The sequence below is a fragment of the Paenibacillus sp. WG02 genome, from assembly GCF_055396115.1.
The window spans coordinates 6,001,375-6,017,187 of sequence record NZ_AP036016.1 but is presented as its reverse complement, the minus strand read 5'-3'; the positions used below and the strand labels follow the sequence as shown (position 1 = coordinate 6,017,187).

13 protein-coding genes are annotated in these 15,813 nt (G+C 46.9%); all 13 read left to right on the top strand.

The window, feature by feature from the left end:
- Positions 1-192 precede the first annotated feature (192 nt).
- The 13 genes from ACBP55_RS27150 (at position 193) to ACBP55_RS27090 (ending at position 15,760) form a co-directional block, all read left to right on the top strand.
- Positions 193-990, top strand: coding sequence for a helix-turn-helix transcriptional regulator (locus ACBP55_RS27150; protein ID WP_464646023.1), 798 nt, complete (start codon positions 193-195; stop codon positions 988-990).
- Between the two features lie 244 nt (positions 991-1,234).
- Entirely contained in the window at positions 1,235-3,088 is a 1,854-nt protein-coding gene (locus ACBP55_RS27145) for a glycoside hydrolase family 95 protein (RefSeq protein ID WP_464646021.1), read from the top strand.
- Positions 3,085-3,567: a glycoside hydrolase family 95-like protein gene (locus ACBP55_RS27140; protein ID WP_464646019.1), complete on the top strand. Its 483-nt coding sequence runs from the start codon at positions 3,085-3,087 to the stop codon at positions 3,565-3,567. The genes ACBP55_RS27145 and ACBP55_RS27140 overlap by 4 nt, the downstream gene beginning before the upstream one ends.
- A gap of 185 nt (positions 3,568-3,752) precedes the next feature.
- On the top strand, positions 3,753-5,168 hold the full coding sequence (locus ACBP55_RS27135; RefSeq protein ID WP_464646018.1) for a family 43 glycosylhydrolase: 1,416 nt from the start codon (positions 3,753-3,755) through the stop codon (positions 5,166-5,168).
- Positions 5,060-5,377 carry a helix-turn-helix domain-containing protein gene (locus ACBP55_RS27130; RefSeq protein ID WP_261301737.1) on the top strand — a complete coding sequence of 106 codons (318 nt, stop codon included), beginning with the start codon at positions 5,060-5,062 and terminating at the stop codon, positions 5,375-5,377. The genes ACBP55_RS27135 and ACBP55_RS27130 overlap by 109 nt, the downstream gene beginning before the upstream one ends.
- Positions 5,378-5,451: 74 nt before the next feature.
- Positions 5,452-6,996: a glycoside hydrolase family 43 protein gene (locus tag ACBP55_RS27125; protein ID WP_464646016.1), complete on the top strand. Its 1,545-nt coding sequence runs from the start codon at positions 5,452-5,454 to the stop codon at positions 6,994-6,996.
- A 193-nt stretch (positions 6,997-7,189) separates the two neighbouring features.
- Complete coding sequence (locus tag ACBP55_RS27120; RefSeq protein WP_464646014.1) at positions 7,190-7,954, top strand: IclR family transcriptional regulator; 765 nt, start codon at positions 7,190-7,192, stop codon at positions 7,952-7,954.
- 86 nt (positions 7,955-8,040) lie between these two features.
- On the top strand, positions 8,041-8,922 hold the full coding sequence (locus ACBP55_RS27115) for a fumarylacetoacetate hydrolase family protein (protein ID WP_464646012.1): 882 nt from the start codon (positions 8,041-8,043) through the stop codon (positions 8,920-8,922).
- Positions 8,923-8,975: 53 nt separating this feature from the next.
- The gene (gene gucD / locus ACBP55_RS27110) at positions 8,976-10,445 is read left to right on the top strand and encodes an alpha-ketoglutaric semialdehyde dehydrogenase GucD (RefSeq protein WP_464646010.1); all 1,470 of its coding nucleotides are present in this window, start codon (positions 8,976-8,978) and stop codon (positions 10,443-10,445) included.
- Positions 10,446-10,491: 46 nt separating this feature from the next.
- Positions 10,492-12,474, top strand: coding sequence for a YjhG/YagF family D-xylonate dehydratase (locus ACBP55_RS27105; RefSeq protein ID WP_464646009.1), 1,983 nt, complete (start codon positions 10,492-10,494; stop codon positions 12,472-12,474).
- 237 nt (positions 12,475-12,711) lie between these two features.
- Positions 12,712-13,134, top strand: a complete 423-nt coding sequence (locus ACBP55_RS27100) for a hypothetical protein (RefSeq protein ID WP_464646007.1) — start codon at positions 12,712-12,714, stop codon at positions 13,132-13,134.
- 72 nt (positions 13,135-13,206) lie between these two features.
- Positions 13,207-13,434 carry a beta-L-arabinofuranosidase domain-containing protein gene (locus ACBP55_RS27095; RefSeq protein ID WP_464646005.1) on the top strand — a complete coding sequence of 76 codons (228 nt, stop codon included), beginning with the start codon at positions 13,207-13,209 and terminating at the stop codon, positions 13,432-13,434.
- Positions 13,435-14,077: 643 nt separating this feature from the next.
- The gene (locus ACBP55_RS27090) at positions 14,078-15,760 is read left to right on the top strand and encodes a type 2 periplasmic-binding domain-containing protein (RefSeq protein ID WP_464646003.1); all 1,683 of its coding nucleotides are present in this window, start codon (positions 14,078-14,080) and stop codon (positions 15,758-15,760) included.
- Positions 15,761-15,813: the final 53 nt, after the last annotated feature.

Here is a 15,813-nt window from a genome sequence, read left to right as displayed (position 1 = left end):
AATGAGGGATATGTATTATCTTATATATCCCTCATTCATTTTCTGATTCTACATTTCGATGAACATCTAGTTTTCGATCTAGACAAGAGTGCCAAACGAGCCGTCGTTCCTTTGCTTCGTTGACTGTTCTCAAACAGCAATATATGCTAATAAATAATTGATGTATTGTCATTTTTTTGATACTGGAGGATCATGATGACCAACATTTTCTATGTTGAGTATGATGCCGCACACGCAAGCAATTTTGTGTTCGATATCCCTGAGGGCCATAACTGTTGGCTGCTCGTCGTGACCCATACACCTGCCCTGTTTTGGGTCAATGAAGAATTGAAGGAGTACCCAGCACACAGTGGAGTTTTATACCATCCCCATCAAAAAATTTATTACCGGGCCTGCGCGGAACAATATAAGAACGACTGGATTCGTTTCGAATCCAACGAATCGTACGTAACGGAAACATCGCTTCCATTCGGAGTGCCATTTTCATTGAATGACCCTGAATACTGCCACAAAATATTCCAACTCCTCGTCAGCGAACACTCTTTTCAAAAAGATTATAAAGAATCATCCATTGACTGCTTACTGAGAACCCTGTTTAACAAGCTGCTGGAATCTTACTTTCAAGAAGTAATTACGCCCAAATACTACAACTTGTTATCGCTTCGGACCGCCATTTACAGTAATCCTAGCCAGGACTGGGCGGTTCCGAAAATGGCCGACTCTATCTGCATCAGTCCTGGGTATTTGCAGACAATTTACAAGAAGACTTTCGGGATTTCTTGTATGGATGACGTAATTACAAGCCGCATCCGCCAAGCCAAGGAATATTTGTTGCACGGCTCTCTATCCATCGCGGAGGTCGCTTTACGCTGCGGGTATAACAACGTGGAGCACTTCTGCCGTCAATTCAAGCAGATTACGGGCTTTACACCAAGAAAGTTTCACAAGCAGATGGAAGGCGCGTCTGTTGAGAGGGCCGCCAAACAGTAACTTACACAACAAAACAGGAGACTCTTCGTCAAACGTCCTACGTGGTTGCATGAACCATTGAATCCTGAAACGGTGATTCCCTGGACGAAGTCAGCATGGGGATCCATCCATGATGAAACTTCCTCCATCGCGGATTCGAATCGAAGCCTCCGCAACATATCGTACCTGCGGCATTTGATTGGTTCGAATACAAGCCTGCTGATTATAAATAGAATACGATTGTAAAGTGAGGGAGGCAATCATCATGAGTGAAGCACGTTTAGAGTACAAAGAAAGACTATTTTTTCGCTCCCCAGCCAAGCATTGGGACGAAGCATTTCCGATTGGCAACGGACGGCTGGGAGCTATGATTTTCGGAGGACCATGCTCCGAACGATTGCAGCTTAATGAAGATTCCTTATGGTATGGAGGGCCGAGGGATCGGCATAACCCGGATGCTTTGGTACATCTTCCGGAAATTCGCCGCCTCATTTTTGAAGGGAAGCTCAAAGAAGCCGAGTCCCTCGCTTCGCTTGCCTTAACTGCGATCCCTGAAACCCAGCGTCATTATGTGCCGCTCGGCGATCTGTTTCTTCATTTCCAAACATTAGACGATAACCAAGTCATCGATTATGAATGGGAGCTCGATTTATCAGAAGCAGTGGTCAGTATTTCCTTTAAGGCGGGTAAGGTTCATTATCGTCGCAAGATCTTTGCGAGCTATCCGGACGGCGCGATTGTGATTCGATTGACGGCTGATACGCCGGGCCAAATTTCCTTTACGGCAAGAATGGGAAGGGAAAGGTTCCGATACGTAGACCGTATCCGTACAGAAGAAGGTAATTCGATCATAATGAGCGGCAATAGTGGCGGAGGTGTTAACTATTGCGGTGTGTTGATGTGCAAACCAGAGGGAGGCCAAATGCGTACGATTGGGGAGCACTTGGTCGTGACCAATGCCGATGCCGTTACATTGGTCATTTCCGCCGCCACGGATTTTCGAGAGTCCGACCCTGAATCCGCAGCGTTTGCGAATGCCAAGCGTGCTGCTTCACGGGCGTATACTGATTTATTAACGGCTCACATTGAGGATTATTGTAAACTGTTTGAGCGGACATCGTTAAGGCTTGATGCTGCATTCAAAGCTGTGGAACAAGACACCTCGAAACGATTGGAACGGATGAAAGCTGGAGCTGAAGACCCCGGACTTCTAGCTTTATATTTTCAGTATGGCCGTTATCTGCTAATTGCTTCAAGCAGACCAGGATCTTTACCTGCGAATTTGCAAGGGATTTGGAATAAGGATATGTTGCCGGCCTGGGACAGCAAATTTACCATTAACATTAATGCGCAAATGAACTATTGGCCGGCTGAGATCTGCAATTTACCCGAATGCCATGAGCCTCTCTTTGAATTGATCGAACGGATGATTTCAAACGGTCGCCGAACCGCTCAAGTCATGTATGGGTGTGGTGGCAGTGCTGCCCATCATAATACTGATATTTGGGCGGATACCGCACCGCAGGATCTTTATCTACCCTCGACATATTGGCCCCTTGGTCTTGCATGGTTATGTCTGCATCTTTGGGAACATTATCAATTCGAGCGGAATGAGGCATTTCTGAAACGTGCTTACCCGATGATGAAAGAAGCGGCTGCTTTTCTTGTTGGTTATATGGTCGAACTTCCTAGTGGAGTGCTTGTCACTTGCCCCTCTGTCTCACCTGAAAACACATATAGATTGCCGAATGGGGAAACGGGCGTGCTTTGCTATGGGCCATCCATGGATAGTCAGATTGCTCGCGAATTGTTTCTCGCATGTCTAGCGGCAGGTGAACAGTTAGGGACGGATAAGGACTTCTTGACAACGCTTAAACTTACAATGGATAAGCTGCCACAGCCTCAGATTGGGCGTCATGGACAAATACAGGAGTGGATTGAAGATTATGAGGAAGTGGAGCCAGGACATCGTCATATCTCACACTTGTTCGCCTTGCACCCGGGAACACAGATCACTCCAGAGAAGACACCAAGCCTAAGTGCTGCTGCTCGCCGGACACTTGAGAGACGACTTCAAACGGAGGCGGACATACAGGCTGGAGTCGCGCCTGGATTGTGAATTTTTGGGCTCGGCTGGGAGATGCGGAAGAAGCATACGAAAATGTAACTGCCCTTTTGACGCACTCCACATTGCCCAACCTGCTCGATAACCATCCGCCGTTTCAGATAGACGGCAATTTTGGCGGGACTGCGGGTATCGCGGAAATGCTGCTGCAAAGCCATGCTGACGCCATTCATTTGTTACCAGCTCTCCCTAAGGCATGGTCCAATGGTGAAGTAACGGGGCTTCGCGCCCGCGGTGCGGTAACGGTAGATATGGCATGGAAGGACGGTCAATTACAGCATGCTGATCTGAAGCCAGATTATAAAGGGGTGTATCGTATTCGTTGCAATCTGCCCATCCAATTATGGATTGAAGGGGAGATTTATGAGCCAACGCAACTCGACGCATCAACCTATTCGTTTGAGGCGGAGGCAGGGACTGCGGTTCATGTACTTGCTAAGGCCGAATCCAGATCGGGTCAAACTCGCAACTGAAGGAAATTTCCAATCAGAATATCATTGATAAACTCGTTAACCGTGAAAAGGAACGGTTGGAATTTGCTGTGGATGACGATCAGGGCAATCATGTGATATTCATACCGTTGTTCAGAGTTGAGGAAGAAGAATATTCAGTGTATATGAAAGAAACATCCAATTTAGCAAGGAGTGAACAGATTAATATGAAAAAACAAGCACGAAATCCATATCTTCCATCATGGGAATATATTCCCGATGGAGAACCGTATGTTTTTAACGGCAGAGTTTATGTATATGGCTCTCATGACCGTTTTAATGGGCATGCGTATTGCTTGAACGATTATGTCTGTTGGTCGGCACCTGAGGATGACCCGGCAGACTGGCGGTATGAAGGCGTGATTTACAAAAAAACAGATGATCCGCTTAATCCTGATGAAAGTATGTGTCTGTATGCACCAGATGTCACGGTGGGTCCGGATGGACGTTATTATTTGTACTATGGCCTTGACAAGGTTTCTATCGTTTCGGTCGCTGTTTGTGATACCCCTGCCGGCAAATATGAATTTTATGGCTATGTTCGATATGCCGATGGAACACGTTTGGGAGACAGAGAAGGCGACGAGCCACAATTTGATCCAGGAGTGATGACAGAAGGAGAAAGAACGTACCTGTATACCGGTTTCTGTGCAGCTGGGGACAAGTCAAGAAGCGGTGCCATGGCTACGGTCCTGGGTCCCGATATGCTCACGATTTTGGAGGAACCGGTATTTGTCGCGCCAAGTGAACCTTACAGCAAAGGCAGCGGATTCGAAGGGCATGAGTTTTTTGAGGCCCCTTCTATAAGGAAGAAAGGCGATACGTATTATTTTATTTATTCATCCATCGTCATGCATGAACTGTGCTACGCGACCAGTAAATGTCCAACAAAGGATTTCGTATATCAGGGAGTCATTGTCAGCAATAATGATCTTCATATCGACTCATACAAACCGGCGAATAAACCCATGTATTATGGCGGCAATAACCATGGTAGCATTGTTGAGATGAATGAAAAGTGGTACATTTTTTATCATAGACATACCAACGGAACGAATTTCAGCCGGCAAGGTTGTATCGAACAGATCGAATTCCGCGAGGATGGTACGATCCCGCAGGTGGAAATGACATCCTGCGGTTCGAATGGAGGGCCGCTTGACGGTCGAGGGGAATATCCTTCGTACCAGGCTTGCAATCTGTTTTGCAATGATGAGGCGTTGTATACAGGAGCTCCCGGGGAATGGATGGACTGTCGGTTTCCGAAGATTACCCAAGATGGGAAAGATGGAGATGAGGAGATCGGTTATATCGCCAATATGAGGGATTCCGCAACAGCCGGATTTAAATATTTTCAGTGCGATGGGATCAAGAAAGTCAAAATCAGGGTGCGTGGATATTGCCGTGGTGCCTTTGAAGTGAAAACATCATGGGACGGTCCTGCTCTCGGGAAGATATTGGTTGACTTTACAAATATATGGAAGGAATATTCTACGGATCTCGTTATACCGGATGGCATACAAGCCTTGTATTTCACGTATACGGGTACGGGAGGCGCGAGTCTAGCTTCGTTCACATTGGAATAACCAACATAGGATCATGCTCATTCCAGGCAACGTTCTTTAAAGCAAGGATTGGAAAAGCAAGAGAGCTGCTCAAGCAGGATGAGCTGAAAATTTCGGAGGTCGGTGTTCGTGTGGGGTACGAGGCGGCTCACTCGTTTACCCGATTTTTCAAGAAAATGACCGGTTTGACACCCTTGGAGCATCGGGATGCCCTACGAGCTAAGAAGTGAGTTGAGAAAGACGTCACGACTATTGAACATGGCTGTTTATTGTAGGAGCTAAATTAAGGGAAGGGGAAATGCAGATGTACCCGAATCCCATTATATGGGCTGACTATCCGGACCCCGATGTGATCCTGGTGGAGGATACTTATTATATGGTCAGTACGACCATGCATTTTATGCCGGGGTGTGTAATATTGAGGTCGTATGACCTGATCCATTGGGAAGTGGCAACATATGTATATGATGCTTTGGATGATACACCGGATCAGAGGCTGGAGGGTGGCCGACAGATCTATGGAAAGGGAATGTGGGCGGCATCTTTGCGTTACCATCAAGGTAAATATTATGTATGTTTCGTAGCAAACGATACGCATCAAACGTATTTGTTTTCTGCGTTTGAAATCACAGGACCATGGATGAGGCACCCGAATATCGAAGGATTCTATCATGATTGCTCACTTTTGTTTGATGATGATGGCAGAGTTTATATTATATATGGAAATGCCGAGATTCATCTTACAGAATTAAAGGAAGATTTGACTGGTCCCAAGCCTGGTGGATTAAACCGGATCATTGTGAGGGAGACAGGACCTTATCATCTTGGTTATGAAGGTGCCCATATCTATAAGATTAATGGAAAATATTACGCATTTTTTATACACATTACGCAGTCCAGACATAGTCGCAGAACACAAGCCTGTTTTGTAGCAGATTCCCTGGAGGGGGACTTTGTTGGCGGAGAGGTGTTTGATGATGACATGGAGTATTTTAATGCAGGTATAGCACAAGGCGGAATCGTTGATACGCCAGATGGTAAATGGTATGCCCTCTTGTTTCAGGATCATGGTGCCGTTGGCCGTATCCCTGTCTTGGTGCCTTTGCATTGGGAAAATGATGTTCCGGTATTCGATAGGAAGCCACCCCCATATATCGACATTCCGAGTACTAGACCCGGATATGAATACAAACCTTTGGTCGGAAGCGATGATTTCTTCTACAAGCCAGATGAGAACGGCAAGGTTCATCTGAAAGACTACTGGCAGTGGAATCATATCCCGACAGATATTTTGTGGTCCGTAACGGATAAGCCGGGTACATATCGTATTCAATCTGGAAAAATCAATACCAATTTAACATTTTCGGTAAATACATTGACACAGCGTACAATGGGGCCCGCATGCGAAGCTATCGTTACCTTGGATGGAAGCGAGCTAAAGGATGGCGATTATGCAGGCTTGTGCTTCTTGATCAGCACCTATGGCTTCATTGCACTTACCAAGGAAGCTGGACAATACTACTTGGTCATGTTGGCAAGAACCACAGACGATAAAACGATCTTCGGAAACCTAGTAGACAATGAGACTGGGGTGGAATATGCAAGGATTCCAGTGGACAGTGACAAAGTTACTTTGAAGGCTTATGGCAATTTCGTGAACAATACAGACGAGTGCGAGTTTTATTACATGGACGGAGAAGACTGGAAAAAGCTTGGTATTACCCATAATATGGTCTGGAAAATGGATCAATTTGTAGGGGCGCGTTACGGGTTGTTCCTATATTCTACCAAGGAGATTGGAGGAACGGCTCAGTTTTCTAGGTTCGTGTACAATGTGATGAAATCCTGAGGATGAGTGAGCGTACATGAGATAAATCCTTAGTACTGAGGGACGGGAAACTATAGTTGAATATCTATACCAGCTAAAATCTTGTCAAGATTTTTCAATAACACCGCAGTGTATATTTAGTGATAAATAATAACTTTATCTTGATTGCATGGTTGTAAAAGATTATTATGGACTTGTGGATAGGAGTGATACCATGCCTATTATTCAAGCGCTGGACAGAGCATTGAAAATATTGGATTTATTCGACGAGCATACGACAGAGCTGAAAATTACAGAAATCAGCGCGAGAATGGAGCTTCACAAGAGTACAATACACTCCTTATTGAAAACGCTTCAGTTACACGGTTATATCAATCAGGATATGGAAACAGGAAAGTACAAGTTAGGGTTAAAGCTCCTGGAAAAGGGACAGCTTATGCTGCAAGGCCTGGACATCCGTACAGTTGCCCGAAAGCACTTGACTGCTTTGTCGGAGCAGACAGGTCAGACAACCCATCTCGTTATTCTTGATGGGAAGGAAGGCGTGTATTTGGATAAAGTTGAGGGGGAAAAAGCTGCGATTCGCTATTCCCGAATCGGTCGCAGAATATCACTTCATAGCAGCGCGGTAGGAAAGGTGCTGACAGCCTTTAGAACGAAGGATGAGATCGATATGCTCCTTCGGAATTACCATTTCTCCAAGATTACAGAAGCGACGATTACGGACAGAGAGGCATTCCTTCACGAATTGAATCAGGTAAATGAGCAAGGGTACTCCATTGACAATCAGGAGAACGAACCGGGCGTACGATGCGCTGCAGCTCCTATTTTCGAACATAATGGTTCGGTTGTAGCAGCGATCAGCATATCAACTTTAATTTCAACGGTAGATGACCTATTGTTTAAGCAGTATATTGCCCTACTTAAGAAAGAAGCAGAGACGATTTCACAGACCCTGGGGTTTCGGCAAGTTTTGTAAAGCATGTCGAGTCCAGGCATTTTTTACACTATTATTTGAGAACGCTGTTTTATAATATAAAACAAAATTAGAGGAGTGAGCAATTTATGAAAATTATCCGTTTTATAAATGAAGGGCTTTCACAGCTAGCTGCAGTTAATGACGAAGGGCGAATTTTCGTATTGCAGCAAAGCGATTTTTTAGCTTTGATTCAAGAAGCTGACGAAAAAGAGATTTCACCGCTCGAGTTGGTTTTGAAAATGATCGAAGGCCGTGAAGCGCTAACATGTCGAGTAGATCAGCTGGAGCTACTCGTTCCAATTGAAGCGCCAGAAGTATGGGCTGCTGGGGTTACCTATGAGCGAAGCAGAGACGCACGGAATTATGAGGCGACCGAAGGCAGACTGGATGCCTTGACCTTTTATGATAAAGTTTATGACGCTGTGCGCCCGGAGATTTTTTTCAAATCGACGGCTGCCCGAACGGTAGGTCCAGGCGGTGAAGTACAACTCCGAAGCGATTCCGTGTGGCAGGTGCCAGAACCGGAGTTAGGTCTTGTTCTAAACGCTATGGGGAAAATCGTAGGATACACCATTGGCAATGATATGAGCTGCCGGGATATTGAAGGCGAGAATCCGCTCTACCTGCCTCAGGCCAAAGTATGGAAGCGTTCCTGCTCCCTGGGACCAGCGATCCGTTTAGCCGAAACGGTAGACGACCCTTACAACTTGCAGATTACAAGCCGAATATATCGTAACGGGGAAAAAGCCGTCGAGGGAACGGCTAATACCAATCAGCTAAAACGAAAGCTTGAGGAATTGACCGAATATTTGATTCGGGATAATGAATTGTTTGACGGAACCGTGCTGCTGACGGGAACTTGCATTGTACCGCCTAACGAATTTACACTCGCTCACGGAGACCGGATCGAAATTGAGATTACCGGTATTGGAACACTTGTCAATCATGTTGTAGGTGCAGGAAGCTAATCTGTAATTATACATTTGATTTATAAAATACATACATTCAAGGAGGAATATATATGGCATCTGTATTTGTTGGAGGGCAAACCTATTTAAACTATATTAACGGTGAATGGTGTCCAGCCGGCACTGGGCAAACCGTCCCCAGCATAAATCCTGCCAAAAGAAGTGAAGTCGTGGGCTATGTGCAGTCGTCGTCATTGGAGGAAGTGAACCAAGCGGTTGCGTCCGCCAAAGCCGCACAGCAAGGTTGGAGAAAGTTATCGGGCTCGGCAAGAGGCGACTACTTGTTTAAAGCGGCCAATGCGCTGGAAAGACGCATCGATGAAATTGCCGAGACGATGACGCGTGAAATGGGCAAAACATTGCCGGAAGCAAAAGGCGAAACGGCACGAGGGATCGCCATCCTGCGCTACTATGCCGGTGAAGGGATGCGGAAGATCGGAGAAGTGATACCCTCCACGGACAGCGAAGCGCTGATGTTTACGACCCGTGTACCGCTTGGGGTTGTCGGAGTTATTTCACCTTGGAATTTCCCAGTTGCGATTCCGATATGGAAAATGGCGCCAGCCTTAATTTATGGTAATACGGTCGTGCTGAAGCCTGCTCAGGAGACGGCGGTGACGGCTGCCAAAGTCGTAGAATGCATCGCTGAAGCGGGACTTCCTGCCGGAGTTATCAATTTAGTGACCGGAAGCGGATCTGTGATCGGGCAAGGTCTTGCAGAGCATCCGGATGTAAACGGAATTACGTTTACCGGTTCCAATCAAGTTGGCAAACGGGTCGGTCAGGCGGCACTAGCCAGAGGGGCGAAATACCAGCTTGAGATGGGCGGGAAAAATCCGATTATTATCGCTGCGGATGCCGATTTGGATTTGGCTGTCGACGCGACGATCAGTGGCGGAATCCGTTCGACAGGACAGAAATGCACGGCAACAAGCCGTGTCATTGTGATGCGTGATGTGTATGAAACTTTCAAAGAAAAGCTCCTGAGCAAATTAAAAGGTTTAACAGTTGGTCATGGATTAGATGCCGGTACATGGCTCGGCCCTTGCGCAAACGAAAATCAGCTAAGAACGGTGCAGTCCTACATTCAAAAAGGAATAGAGGAAGGAGCTGAGCTGTTGTTCGGCGGTGCTTCACCGGATCATCCAGATCTCGCCGAAGGCTTCTATATTCAGCCCACTGTGTTTGATAAAGTAACTTCGGAAATGGCGATTGCCCGGGAAGAAATATTCGGCCCGATACTCGCGCTAATTCAGGTCGAATCCATGGAAGAAGCCATTCAACTGGCTAACGATTCGGATTATGGTCTGAGCGCTTCTATTTACACGCAAAGCATAAGCAACATTCTTTTGTTTATTCAAGATATGGACGCCGGTTTAGTAAGAATTAATTCCGAGACAGCCGGGGTGGAGCTGCAGGCTCCGTTCGGCGGAATGAAGCAGTCTAGCTCTCATTCGCGCGAGCAAGGCCAGGCGGCCATTGAATTTTACACATCGATAAAAACGGTATTTCTCAAAGCGTAAGCGTATCACTTTTGCTATGAAACCTAATTCGGAAGGGTGAGGGTTGATGACAGAGCAATTAAAATCGATTATGGCAAATGAAAATAACGATTTGTTTACAATCCGTACGCATACGCAGGGCCCAAAAGGCTCACTGCCACTAACAAAAGAAATGTTATTGGATGCTCCAAGCGGAGAATTGTTCGGACTTACCCAAAATGTTGGGATGGGGTGGAAACCGTCTCGCCTGAAGGGTAAACAGTATCTGTTGTTAAGCACGCAAGGAGGCATACGTAAGGAAGACGGCAGTCCAGTTGCGCTCGGCTATCATACCGGTCACTGGGAGGTTGGCCTGCTGACGCAGGCTGCTGCAGAGGTGATCACAGAAAGCGGAGGGGTTCCTTTCGCCGGATATGTGAGCGACCCTTGCGACGGTAGGTCCCAGGGTACGGAAGGCATGTTTGACTCTCTTCCTTACCGCAACGATGCAGCGATCGTTTTCCGGCGTCTCATCCGCTCCTTGCCGACGCGCAAAGGTGTGCTCGGTGTAGCAACCTGCGACAAAGGATTGCCCGCCATGATGATTGCTCTGGCCGGGATGCACGAACTTCCTTGCGTAATTGTGCCCGGCGGAGTGTCATTACCCCCCACGGAGGGCGAGGACGCTGGGAAAATCCAAACCATAGGTGCAAGGTATGCTAATGGTGAAATCAGTCTGGAAGACGCTGCCGACCTCGGCTGCCGGGCTTGTGCCACACCAGGTGGAGGCTGCCAGTTTCTTGGAACGGCAGCTACTTCGCAGGTTATTGCAGAGGCTATGGGCATGACGGTGCCTCACGCTGCGCTTGCACCATCGGGACAGCCCGTATGGGAAGAGATGGCCAGGCAGTCGGCCCGCGCTATGATGACGCTCGAAGAAAAGGGAATCCGGATGAAGGATATTTTGACCGAAGCGTCCATCCATAATGCGATGGTTGTTCATGCGGCCTTTGGCGGATCGACCAATTTGCTGCTGCACATTCCTGCCTTCGCTCATGTGGCAGGGCTGCCCATTCCGACCGTTCAAGACTGGATTCGTGTCAATAAAGACGTACCAAGACTAGTCAGCGTTTTGCCGAATGGTCCGGAATATCATCCGACTGTTCGAGTGTTTCTGGCCGGAGGGGTGCCGGAAGTGATGCTGCATCTCCGCCGTTTGGGGGTACTAAAAGAAAATGCGTTGACAGTAACCGGTGAAACGCTGGGGACTGTACTGGATTGGTGGGAAACGAGCGAGCGCCGAGGGCGGATGAGAAGTCTGCTTATGGAAATGGACGGCATAGATCCGGACAACGTCATCATGAGTCCAGAACGTGCCAAAGAAAGGGGATTGACCTCGACGGTTACGTTTCCTATGGGGAATCTGGCTCCGGAAGGATCAGTGATTAAATCGACGGCGATTGACCCGACAACCGTTGGAGAGGATGGGGTTTACCGCCATCGGGGCAAAGCCAAGGTGTTTACCTCAGAGAAAGCGGCTATCTCGGCAATCAAGATCGGCGGTATTCAAGCCGGTGATATTATGGTGTTGATGGGGCGCGGACCATCGGGTACGGGGATGGAGGAGACCTATCAATTAACCTCAGCACTAAAGCATTTGCCGTTCGGCAAATACGTGTCCCTAATTACCGATGCGCGGTTTTCGGGCGTATCCACAGGTGCCTGTATCGGTCATGTTGGACCTGAAGCGTTAGCTGGCGGTCCGATTGGTAAGCTGCGGGATGGAGATACGATTGACATCGTAGTTGATCGTAACAGTTTGGAAGGCAGCATCCATTTTCTAGGCGATGGTGATGAAGTGCTGACCCCCGAAGAAGGAGCCCGTGTGCTTGCTGCCCGAGTCCCTCACCCGGAGCTCGCCGCAGACGAAAGACTTCCTGACGATACTCGTTTATGGGCTGCATTACAATCTGTCAGCGGAGGAACCTGGACAGGGAGCGTTTATGATGTGGATCGGATTCTTGCTGTCTTGGAGGCGGGAAAAAAAGCTTTGGCTGTGCAAAACAATTAGGCTATCGGTTCCAAAGCCAATGATCCCGATCGGGTCATGGAATTCATGGATTGGCTTGTTTCTCCTGAAGGCCTGCGCTACTATGTGAATGGATTTGAAGGCTTCAACTACGAAAAGACGGCAGACGGCAAGTTTAAGCTGACCGAAGTGGGTTAAACCGCATTCCAGAAAAATACACCTGTTCCGGAAGAGTACGGAGGCGGCGGATACCAGGACGGACAAAGCAAGCTCAACACGATGATCATAAGCGATTTCGCCAAAGATCCAAAGACAGGGGAGTTCTATAACAGCAATTACTGGAGCCCAACAATTGAAGCGAACAAGACAGCGCTAACGACGGATTGGCAGAACACCTATAATGCAGAAAACGCAACAGATTACTACCTGAAACATAAGATGATCGATATCGTCCCCAATATCAATACAAGTTTAGGAAGCGATTCATCAGATGTTAAAAACAAACGCAGCCAGATTTCTGACTATGTAAAGAACACATCCTGGAAAATGGTATTCGCAAAGAATCAAGCAGAGTTCGACAAGCTTTGGGAAATGATGAAGAAAGATGTGATAGGCCTCGGCTGGAATGATGTATTTGCTTCGGATACGGAAAAAGCGCAAAAGATTATTAAAATGCGTGCCGATGCATTAGCTAAAAAGTAAAAATTATAATTTTTTATGAATGAGGGATATGTATGATCTTATATATCCGGCCTGGTAGACTGCCATATCTATATGCACAACTCTAAATCCCTGACGCTTGCCGTAAACCTTGCCCATTACATTCAACGGCGCTTTGAAAAACTTTCCTTCTGGAAAATCGACGGGATTCTCCGCTGTACGAAGGTGAATCCGGTGAATGAGTTTGGAGGGATCGGTGATTCCCTCTGCAGCTTATATGAGATTACAGGCGATACGAAGCATACTCGAACTGGCCAAACTTTTCGACAGAGATTATTTTAATAATCCTCTGGCGGTAGGGAAGGATGTGCTTGACAATCTGCACGGAAACACGCATCTTCCCCTTGTGATTGCAAGAGGATCGGAAAGCCGTATGCGGGAAAACCGCTCGTACGGTTTGATGAGGGGGGGACAGGGGGACCTGCCCTCCACTCTTTAAACAGCGATAGTCTAGGACTTTATTTTCTCGTCCATGGCTGTCGCTGTTTCTTTTATTGGAGTCAGTCTAAATCTTATTTTATAGAAGGCTAAGAAAGGAAAAGACAAGGGTTGGATGAATCGTCTGCTAGAAGTGTTTTATTCACCCGTAGGGTGATTTTGTTCTTGTCTATAACTTCATTGATGCTGTAGGGAAATGCTCAATCATTGTCTTTCTTGACGAATGATTTAAATAGGCTCAAAATGTGTGGAGGCGGATCCTTGTTTAGGTGCAGAAGGACAACCTTACTTGAAGTAAACAGCCAGTAGATGGGTTGACTTATTTAGTCGAACATTAGATTTACATGACTGTAATTCGTAGGGGTAAGACCTATATTCTGTGAATTGTAAGCGTATTCTTGAGGGGTATAATAAATAGTGTAAGTAAATAAGTGTTTGGCCTATAGGATCATGCATCTTCATGGAGACAATAAGGGAGGACTAGAAAATGGTTAAACAAGTAAAACGGCACGCTTTAGCAGCATTGGTACCCGTTCTGGCATTAGGACTGACACTATCAGCCTGCAGCAACTCGAAGGATGGTGATGCTGCGAATAGCTCCGCATCACCTAGCGGTAGTCAGACAAGTCCGGCAGCAACGAAAAACGACGCGATCAAGCCAGTTACATTATCTGTGTTCATTGGTGGCCCTGGTCAACAGCCGACTCCTGACAACAAGATCTACAAGATGATTAAAGATAAAACTGGCGTTAGCCTAAAAATGGAGTTTCTTGTCGGTGACCTGCAGCAGAAGATGGGCGTTATGATTGCCGGCGGTGATTATGCGGATATTATGTCCGGGGATGATAAACTAATTGCGGCCGGTGCTTTTATTCCCCTCGAGGACCTGATTGAGAAGTACGCACCGAATTTGAAGAAGCACTATGCCTCCGTGTGGAATCAGATCAAAGATCCTGCAAGCGGTCACCTTTATGCTCTGCCGGCTTACGGCGTGTACAGTGGTCAAGTTAACGATACTGCGTATGGAGGACCAGGCTTTTATCTGCAAAAGGATGTCCTGAAGGAAATGGGTTATCCAACTCCTAAAACGTTGGACGATTATTTCGATATCATTACGAAATACAAAGCGAAACATCCAGATATGATCGGGTTCGAGACGTTGAGCTTCGACTGGAGAAAATTCCCGCTGCTTAATCCGCCAGAGCATTTAGCTGGTTACCCAAATGACGGTGGTGTTATCGTCGATAACGGGAAAGCGCAAATTTTTGCGGACAAGGATATTGCCAAGACCTATTACAAGAAGCTGAATGAGATCAATGCGCAAGGCTTGATGGATAGGGAAGCACTGGTACAGAACTACGATCAGTACTTAGCTAAAATTGCCAGTGGCCGCGTCATTGGGATGTTTGACCAGCAATGGAACTTTAACGATGGAGAACTTTCTTTGAAATCACAAGGTAAATTCGGCAGCACATACGTCGGGTTCCCGCTCTTATATCCAGGCGCCACAGAGCACTACCGTGACCGTCCAGTTGTGAACATCAACCGCGGATTCGGGATTTCGACGAAAGCCAAGGATCCGGTTCAAATCATCAAATTCCTTGATGCGCTAATGACCGAAGATTGGCAGAAGACACTCCAATGGGGTATTCAAGGCGAGGATTATGAGGTGAAGGACGGTAAGTTCTACCGTACGCCTGAACAGCGTGCGAAAGCAGACGATAATACATGGAAGCTAGCGAATAAAGCGGATGCGTTCTTGGGTGGCCTGCCTAAGATGCAAGGGTCGTATAGTGACGGAAATGCAACTGATGCGGGATCACAGCCACAGGAATTCTTCGACAGCTTGAAGCCGCAGGATCAGGAAGTGCTGAAGGCATACAACCATAAGACATGGGCAGAGTTCTTCAAATCACCTGTGGAAAATCCCATATACTACCCAGCGTGGAGTATTGATCTGGTGGATGGTTCACCAGCCAAAGTGGCCAATCAGAAGATGGAAGACCTTGCCGTCAAATATTTGCCGAAAGCTATTATGGTCAAACCGGATGAATTTGAAGGTGTATGGAAGGAATATGTGGATCAGATTTCCAAAAGCAATTTCAAAGCCATCGAAGATCGTATCAATGAACAAATTAACTGGCGTATTAAGAATTGGAGCAGCAAATAAGAGAATAGAACATGCAGTAGAGTGGGGGAGACTCAGGGTTTTCTCCGCTTTAC